General features: G+C 73.0%; 7 protein-coding genes. 5 read left to right on the top strand and 2 right to left on the bottom strand.

Annotated elements, in window-relative coordinates; translation table 11 throughout:
- Nucleotides 1–64 precede the first annotated feature (64 nt).
- Nucleotides 65–1,579 carry an MFS transporter gene (locus ACFW1A_RS23330; protein ID WP_380411122.1) on the bottom strand — a complete coding sequence of 505 codons (1,515 nt, stop codon included), beginning with the start codon at nucleotides 1,577–1,579 and terminating at the stop codon, nucleotides 65–67.
- Between the two features lie 100 nt (nucleotides 1,580–1,679).
- Nucleotides 1,680–2,357 carry a TetR/AcrR family transcriptional regulator gene (locus ACFW1A_RS23325; protein ID WP_380411121.1) on the bottom strand — a complete coding sequence of 226 codons (678 nt, stop codon included), beginning with the start codon at nucleotides 2,355–2,357 and terminating at the stop codon, nucleotides 1,680–1,682.
- Between the two features lie 218 nt (nucleotides 2,358–2,575).
- On the opposite strand from ACFW1A_RS23325, the gene egtA reads away from it, so the two are divergent.
- From egtA to ACFW1A_RS23300, 5 genes are all read left to right on the top strand, one after another.
- Nucleotides 2,576–3,910: an ergothioneine biosynthesis glutamate--cysteine ligase EgtA gene (gene egtA, locus ACFW1A_RS23320; RefSeq protein WP_380411120.1), complete on the top strand. Its 1,335-nt coding sequence runs from the start codon at nucleotides 2,576–2,578 to the stop codon at nucleotides 3,908–3,910.
- A 74-nt stretch (nucleotides 3,911–3,984) separates the two neighbouring features.
- Nucleotides 3,985–5,307, top strand: a complete 1,323-nt coding sequence (gene egtB / locus ACFW1A_RS23315; RefSeq protein WP_380411126.1) for an ergothioneine biosynthesis protein EgtB — start codon at nucleotides 3,985–3,987, stop codon at nucleotides 5,305–5,307.
- Nucleotides 5,307–6,062: an ergothioneine biosynthesis protein EgtC gene (gene egtC / locus ACFW1A_RS23310; protein WP_380411118.1), complete on the top strand. Its 756-nt coding sequence runs from the start codon at nucleotides 5,307–5,309 to the stop codon at nucleotides 6,060–6,062. Before egtB ends, egtC begins: the two co-directional genes overlap by 1 nt.
- A gap of 11 nt (nucleotides 6,063–6,073) precedes the next feature.
- The gene (gene egtD, locus ACFW1A_RS23305; RefSeq protein WP_380411117.1) at nucleotides 6,074–7,048 is read left to right on the top strand and encodes an L-histidine N(alpha)-methyltransferase; all 975 of its coding nucleotides are present in this window, start codon (nucleotides 6,074–6,076) and stop codon (nucleotides 7,046–7,048) included.
- 115 nt (nucleotides 7,049–7,163) lie between these two features.
- Nucleotides 7,164–8,244: alkaline phosphatase family protein (locus ACFW1A_RS23300; protein ID WP_380411115.1), on the top strand; the 1,081-nt coding region annotated here is incomplete at its 3' end.

The following is an 8,244-nucleotide window of genomic DNA, read 5'->3' as shown; positions in this document are numbered from 1 at the left end:
GAGTAACGCAGGGCGCCGCCCCACCCGGTGCGGGAGGGGCGGCGCCCCGGTTCTGCTCAGCGGGTCAGTGCGCCATCACCGGCACGTCGGCGACCTCGCCGTCGGCCCCGGCCGCGGCCTGGGTGTTCTGCGCGCCGCCGCCGTTCAGCAGCACCGCGGAGATCGCGGCGGCCACCAGCAGGAAGCCGAAGGACCACCAGATCGCGTGGGTGAAGCCGTGCACCTGGGCCTGCGCCAGGGTCAGCTTCTGCAGCGGCAGCGGCGTCGACTGGGTGATCGGGTGCGAGGCGAAGTACCCCTTGGTGGCGCTGGCCGCGACCGTGCTCAGCGCCGCGGTGCCGATCGCGCCGCCGACCTGCTGCGAGGTGTTGACCATCGCGGAGGCGACACCGGCGTCGGTCGGGCGCACCCGGAAGGTGGCCAGGCTCATCGCCGGCATGAACGCGGTACCCATGCCGAGGCCCATCAGGACCAGGCCGGGCAGGATCAGCCAGTAGGACGAGTCGATCTTGATCTGGGTCAGGATCGACATGCCGACCGCCGCGACCAGGAAGCCGGGCGCCATCAGGAACCGGGCCGGGAGCCGGTTCATCAGCCGGGCGCCGATCTGGGTGGAACCGGTGATCATGCCCGCCACCATGGGCAGGAAGGCGACGCCGGTCTTGACCGGGGAGTAGCCCAGGATGTTCTGCATGTAGTAGGTCAGGAAGAGGAAGAGACCGAACATGCCGATGATGGCCAGGCCCAGCGCCAGGTAGGAGCCGCCGCGGTTGCGGTCGAGCACCACGCGCAGCGGCAGCAGCGGGGCGCTGACCCGGCTCTCGACGATCACGAAGGCGGTCAGCAGCACGGCGGCGGCCACGAACAGGCCGATCGTGGTGCCGTTGCCCCAGCTGGTCTCGGAGGCCTTGGTGAAGCCGTAGACCAGCGCGACCAGGCCGCTGGAGACCAGCAGCACGCCGGGGATGTCCAGCCTGTTGCGGTTGAGTCCGCCGGCCGGCTCGCGGATCACCAGGATCGCGCCCGCCACCGCGATGATCGCGAACGGCACGTTGATGTAGAAGGTCCAGCGCCAGTTCAGGTACTCGGTGAGCACACCACCGAGGATCAGACCGATGGCGCCACCGCCACCGGCGACCGCGCCGTAGATGCCGAAGGCCTTGGCCCGCTCCTGCGCCTCGGTGAACATCACCGTCAGCAGCGAGAGCGCCGCCGGGGCGAGCAGCGCACCGAAGGCACCCTGCAGCGCGCGGGCGCCGACCAGCATGCCGAAGCTCTGCGAGGCGCCACCGATCGCGGAGGCGGCCGCGAAGCCCACCAGGCCGACCATGAAGGTGCGACGGCGCCCCCACAGGTCGGCGATCCGGCCGCCGAACAGCAGCAGGCCGCCGAAGGCCAGCGCGTAGGCGGTGATCACCCAGGAGCGCTGCGTGTCGGAGAAGCCGAGGGCCTTCTGGGCCGAGGGCAGGGCGATGTTCACGATGGTGGCGTCCAGCACCACCATCAGCTGGGCCAGGGCTATGAACCCGAGCGCCTTCCAGCGGTTGGGGTCAGCCTGTGGGGCGACGGATTGCGACATGGGTGTACTCACCTAACGGCAGGAGTCGGTGCTTGAGCGTCGGACGCGATGGATTCACGTCCGGGTGAAGATCAGGGGACGGCCGGGCGGCCGGTGCGGGTCAGGGGCGCCGCAGGTCCTCCAGGGTGATGGGGCGCCCGGGCAGCTCGGTCCGGCCCGGGGCCCGCAACCCGTCGAGGAAGAGGGCGAGGTGGCGGTGGACGAACATCGACTCGTCGTGCTCCAGGCACTCGGAGCCGGGCAGCGGCCGGGTCAGCCGGGCCAGCGCCACGAAGACGTCACCGGGGGCCACGTCGCCCCGCAGCGTGCCGGCCTCGTGGGCCCGGTCCATCAGGGTCTGGACAGCGTCGTCCAGCAGGGTCTTGACGGCGAACAGCTCGTCGTCCGCGTGCAGCGCGACGTGCTCGCTGAGCAGTGTGCAGAGCGCGCCCACCCGCTCGTCGGCCGCCGCGTGGACGAAGCCGCAGAGCGCCTCGAAGGCGTCCGGCTGCAGCTGCGCCTCGCGGGCCCGGACCAGGATCCGGTCGAGCACCGAGAGCGCGACCTGCTGGGCCAGCGCCGCCCGGTCCGGGAAGTTGCGGTAGACCGTCGCGTTGCCGACGCCCGCCCGCCGGGCGATCTCGTCCAGCGGCACGTCGGCACCGGTCTCGGCGAACAGCTCCCGGGCCGCGGTGAGGATCCGCTCCCGGTTGCGGCTCGCATCGGCCCGCAGCCGGGGCGCACCGGTACGGACCGGCTGGCGTTCGTCCAGCGTGGACGGGGCCTCGACGGTCTCCATGGTGGCGCTCCTCTCGTGGGCCGGGTGGTAGCGGGGAGAAGTTCCCCACTTCCTTCGACTGTACGGCAAACGGGGAGAACCTCCCCGGATATTTCCGGCCCGAGCGGCTTTTCGTCGGATGTGAGCCGCGTCACGCCACTGGCAGGCCCGTGTGACCCGCCGCAGACTGGGCAGGAAGGACGGGGCCGTGCCACTGATGATCATGAGGATGTGAGGCAGTGAACCTCGTACGACCGTCGAGCTCGCCGCTCGACAAGGAACCACAGGCGCCGCCGACGGTGACCCCGCTGACCGAGAACTCGGCCGAGGTCTACGTCGCCAGCACCTGCTTCAAGATCGGACCGCCCGGGCGGGTCGGAGTCGAACTCGAATGGTTCGTCCACGACGCCGGCCGACCGCATGCCGCCCCCTCCCCCGACCGGGTGGACGCCGCGCTCACCGCGCTCGGCCTCTCCCCGGACCACCCGTTACTCCCCCTGGGCTCCCGGATCACCCGCGAGCCCGGCGGCCAGGTCGAGCTGAGCTCCCCGGCCGCCGCCGATCTGGCCGCCTGTCTGGCGACCACCGCGCAGGATCTGGGCACGCTGCGCACGGCCTTCGCCGCGCAGGGCCTGACCCTCGCCGGATACGGTACCGAACCCCATCCCGGGCAACGACAGGTGACCCTCCGTCAGCCGCGCTACCTGGCGATGGAGGAGTACTTCGGCAGGTCGGGCCCCTGGGGCAAGATCATGATGTGCGCCACCGCCTCCACCCAGGTCTGCCTGGACGCCGGCACCGACCGGCCCGGCAGCGCGGGGTACCGGGAGCGCTGGCTGCTGGCCCACCGGCTCGGCCCGGTGCTGGTCGCGGCCTTCGCCAACTCGCCGCTGCTGGACGGCCGCCCGACCGGCTACCGGTCCACCCGCCAGGCGGTCTGGTCGAGGATGGACCCCAGCCGCACCCTGGCCCCCGCGCCGGACGGCGACCCGCGCCACGCCTGGGCCCGCTACGTGCTGGACGCGCAGGTGCTCTGCGTGCGCCGCCCGGAGCCCGCCCCGTGGAACGCCCCGGCCGGTCTGACCTTCCGCGACTGGCTGCGCCGTCCGGAGGCCGAGCGGCCCACCCTGGCCGACCTGGACTACCACATGACCACCCTGTTCCCGCCGGTGCGCCCGCGCGGCTACCTGGAGCTGCGCATGATCGACGCGCAGCCGGGCGACGGCTGGACGGTGCCGGCCGCGCTGACCGCCGCGCTCTTCCTCGACCACCGGGCCGCCGACGCGGCGCTGGAGGCGACCGAGCCGCTGGCGGCCCACGTCACGGCGGGCACCGAGCCGGGCCCGCGCGGGCCCGCCTGGACCAGGGCCGCCGCCCGCGCGGTCGCCGACCCCGTGCTGCGCCGCGTCGCCCTGGGCTGCTTCGCCGCCGCCGACGCGGCGCTCGGCCGGCACGACCCGGACGGACCGGCGCGCACCACCCTGGCCGAGTTCGCCGAGCGCTACACCGCCAGGGGCCGATGTCCGGCCGACGACCTGCTCGACCCCGTCTCCCGGGAGGACGCACCGTGCTGAACCCACCGGCCACCCCCGAGCCGATCCTGCCCCCCGATCCGACGCTGCCCGCCGACCCCGCCGATCTCGCCGGACTGACCGACGAGCGGCTGCGCGAGGCGATCGCCGGCGAGCTGCTGGCCGCCCGCGGCCGCACCCAGGGCCTGACCGACAGCGTGGACGACGGTGAACTGATCGCCCAGCACTCCCGGTTGATGTCGCCCCTGGTCTGGGACCTGGCGCACATCGGCAACCAGGAGGAGCTCTGGCTGCTGCGCAACGTCGGCGGCCGGGACCCGATGCACCCCGAGATCGACCCGCTCTACGACGCCTTCGAGCATCCGCGCGCCGAGCGCCCCTCGCTGCCGCTGCTGCCGCCGGCCGAGGCCCGCGGCTACGCCGCCGAGGTGCGCGGCCGGGTGCTCGACCTGCTGGAGGGCGTCTCGCTCTCCGGCGCCCCGCTGCTGCGGGCCGGGTTCGCCTTCGGGCTGATCGCCCAGCACGAACAGCAGCACGACGAGACGATGCTGATCACCCACCAGCTGCGCAAGGGCGAGGCGGTGCTCGCCGCGCCGGCCCCCGCGCCGGCCCCCGCGGACCGGCTGCCCGCCGAAGTGGTCGTCCCCGCCGGCCCGTTCACCATGGGCACCGACACCGAGCCGTGGGCACTGGACAACGAGCGCCCGGCCCACCGGGTGGACCTGCCCGCCTTCGCCATCGACACCGTCCCGGTGAGCAACGGTGACTACCAGCGGTTCATCGCCGACGGCGGCTACCGGGAACCGCGCTGGTGGAGCCCGGCGGGCTGGGAGCACCGGAACGCCGCCGGCCTGACCGCCCCGCTCTTCTGGACCGCCCGGGACGGCGTCTGGCTGCGCCGCCGGTTCGGCCGCGTCGAGCCGGTGCCGCCGAACGAGCCGGTGCTGCACGTCACCTGGTACGAGGCCGAGGCGTACGCCCGCTGGGCCGGCCGGCGGCTGCCCACCGAGGCGGAGTGGGAGAAGGCGGCCCGGTTCGACCCGGCCTCCGGACGCTCCCGCCGCTTCCCCTGGGGCGACGAGGCGCCCGGCGAGCAGCACGCCAACCTGGGCCAGCGCCACCTGCAGCCGGCCGAGGTCGGCAGCTACCCCGCGGGCGCCTCGCCGCTGGGTGTGCGGCAGTTGATCGGCGACGTCTGGGAGTGGACCGCCAGCGACTTCACCCCCTACCCCGGCTTCCGGGCCTGGCCGTACCGGGAGTACTCGGAGGTCTTCTTCCCCGAGGCGGGGCGGCCGGCCGAGTACAAGGTGCTGCGCGGTGGCAGCTTCGCGGTGGCGCCGGTGGCCTGCCGGGGCACCTTCCGCAACTGGGACTACCCGATCCGCCGGCAGATCTTCGCCGGCTTCCGGACCGCCCGCGACCTGCCGGACGGTGCCTGATGTGCCGTCACCTCGCCTACCTCGGCGAGCCGGTGAGCCCGGCGGAGGTCATCATCGATCCGCCCTACGGGCTCTACCACCAGTCCTGGTCGCCCCGGCTGCAGAAGTACGGCACGGTCAACGCGGACGGCTTCGGCCTGGGCTGGTTCGCCGCCGGCGACCCCCGGCCGGCCCGCTACCGCCGCGCGCTGCCGATCTGGGCCGACGAGAACCTGGCCGACCTGGCCCGGGTGCTGCGCACCACCGCGCTGCTGGCGGCGGTCCGCTCCGCCACCGCGGGCACCAGCGCCGAGCAGGGCGCAGCCGCCCCGTACGCCGGGGACGGCTGGCTGTTCAGCCACAACGGCGTGCTCACCGGCTGGCCGGGCGCGCTCGGCCCACTGGCCGAACGGCTGCCGGCGGCCGACCTGCTGGAGCTGGAGGCGCGCTGCGACTCCGCGCTGGTCTGGGCGCTGCTGCGGCGCCGGCTGCGGGACGGTCAGGAGGTGGGTGCGGCGCTGGCCGACACCGTCACCGAGATCGCCGAGCACACCAGCGCCCGGCTCAACCTGCTCGTCACGGACGGGCACGTGATCGCCGCCACCGCCTGGGGCGACACCCTCTTCCACCGTCTGGAGCTCGGCCGCTCGGTGCTGGTCGCCTCCGAGCCCGGCGACGACGGCCCCGGCTGGCTGCCGGTGCCCGACCGCTCCGTTCTGCTGGCCACCCCGGACGCGGTGACGGTCCGGCCGCTGGACCTCACCACCGCCGCCTGAGAGGACCTTCGATGACCACCTTCGAACTCACCCGACTGCTCCCCGCCGACCACTTCGCCCGGGCGCTGCGCGAGGACGTCCGGCTCGGCCTGACCGCCGACGCCAAGTGGCTCCCGCCCAAGTGGTTCTACGACAAGCGGGGCAGCGAGCTGTTCGAGGACATCACCCGCCTGCCCGAGTACTACCCGACCCGCGCCGAGCGGGCCATCCTGACCGAGCGGGCCGGCGCCGTCGCGGCCGCCACCCGGGCCCGCACCCTGGTCGAACTGGGTTCCGGCTCCTCGGAGAAGACCCGGCTGCTGCTGGACGCGCTGAGCGAGCTGGGCACCCTGGAGAGCTACGTCCCGGTGGACGTGAGCGAGAGCGCGCTGCGCGAGGCCGGCGAGCAACTGGCGCTGGACTACCCGGGCCTGTCCGTGCACGGCGTGGTGTCCGACTTCACCGCCGAGCTCGGCCTGCCCCGGTCGGCGCCGGGCCCGCGCCTGGTGATCTTCCTCGGCGGCACCCTGGGCAACCTCACGCCCGCCGAGCGGGCCCGGTTCCTCGCCTCGCTGCGGGCCGAACTGGCCCCCGGGGACGCGCTGCTGCTCGGCACCGACCTGGTCAAGGACCCGGCCGTGCTGGTCGCCGCCTACGACGACTCGGCCGGCGTGACCGCGGAGTTCAACAAGAACGTGCTCAACGTGCTGGACCGCGAGCTGGAGGCCACCTTCGACCCGGAGGCCTTCGAGCACGTGGCGCTCTGGGACGCCGAGCGGGAGTGGATCGAGATGCGGCTGCGCTCCACCCGGGACCAGCAGGTCGCCATCCCCGGCGTGGAGTTGACGGTGGACTTCGCCGCCGGGGAGGAGCTGCGGACCGAGATCTCGGCCAAGTTCCGCCGGGAGCGGGTGTCCGAGGAGCTGGCCGCGGCCGGCTTCGCGCTGCGCGAGTGGTGGACCGACCGGGAGGGCAGGTTCGGCCTCTCGCTCGCCCAGCCCGCCTGACCGTCGAACTGAACCCCGGCCGACCGGCCGCGGAAGATCACGTGCTCCTCGGAGAGCGGAACTTCGCAAGGTGTTCGCTGCAGCAGCCTTGTACGGACACCGTCAATTGCGAATGATGGCAATCATCATCCGCCTCTCCGAGGAGTCCGCGTTGCGTCTGCCCCGTCCGGCCACTCGCCTGGCCGCCTCCCTGGGTCTGCTCTGCGGCCTGGTGACCAGCGTCACCGGCCTCAGCACGGTCACCGCCGCCACCCCCGCCGCGGCCGCCACCGGCGTACCGCGGCCCGACCACGTGGTGGTGGTGATCTTCGAGAACACCTCCGAGAGCTCGATCATCGGCAACTCGCAGGCCCCCTACTTCAACCAACTGGCGACCAGCGGGGCCAACTTCACCGACGCGCACGCGATCGAGCACCCGAGCGAGCCGAACTACCTGGACCTGTTCTCGGGCTCCAACCAGGGCGTCACCGACGACTCCTGCCCGCACACCTTCGGCACGGACAACGAGGCGGCCCAGCTGATCGCCAAGGGCCTGACCTTCACCGGGTACTCCGAGGACCTGCCCTCGGCCGGCTCCACGGTCTGCACCAGCGGCAACTACGCCCGCAAGCACAACCCCTGGGTGAACTTCAGCAACGTACCGGCGGCGGACAACCAGCCCTTCTCGGCCTTCCCCACCGACTTCACCCAACTGCCCACCGTCTCCTGGGTGGTGCCGAACCTCTGCGACGACATCCACAACTGCTCGATCGCCACCGGTGACACCTGGCTGAAGACCCACCTGGACGCCTACGTCCAGTGGGCCAAGACGCACAACAGCCTCCTGGTCACCACCTTCGACGAGGACGACAGCACCACCTCGGCCAACCAGATCACCACCCTCTTCAACGGCCAGCCCGTGAAGGCCGGCAGCTACGGCGAGTACGTCGACCACTTCGGCGTGCTGCGCACCATCGAGGACATGTACGGCCTGCCGTACGCCGGTTCGGCCGCCCAGGCCACCTCGATCACCGACGCCTGGAACACCGGCAGCACCGGCAGCGTCACGGTGACCAACCCGGGCAACCAGTCGGGCGCCGTCGGCACCGCCGCCTCGCTGCAGCTGCAGGCCACCGACACCGCCACCGGCACCCTCAGCTGGTCCGCCACCGGCCTGCCCGCCGGCCTGTCGATCAACGCCGCCACCGGCCTGGTCA

Origin of the sequence: Kitasatospora sp. NPDC058965 (assembly GCF_042741245.1) — a bacterium.
Lineage (GTDB): Bacteria > Actinomycetota > Actinomycetes > Streptomycetales > Streptomycetaceae > Kitasatospora.
Note: the sequence above shows the minus strand (reverse complement) of the source record. Positions and strands in the feature narration are given on the sequence as shown.

Bases quoted from the DNA above. Each gene is read 5' to 3' on its own strand.
- egtD (WP_380411117.1), top strand. From the start codon at position 6,074: ATGACCACCTTCGAACTCACCCGACTGCTCCCCGCCGACCACTTCGCC.
- ACFW1A_RS23330 (WP_380411122.1), bottom strand. From the start codon at position 1,579: ATGTCGCAATCCGTCGCCCCACAGGCTGACCCCAACCGCTGGAAGGCG.
- ACFW1A_RS23325 (WP_380411121.1), bottom strand. From the start codon at position 2,357: ATGGAGACCGTCGAGGCCCCGTCCACGCTGGACGAACGCCAGCCGGTC.
- egtC (WP_380411118.1), top strand. From the start codon at position 5,307: ATGTGCCGTCACCTCGCCTACCTCGGCGAGCCGGTGAGCCCGGCGGAG.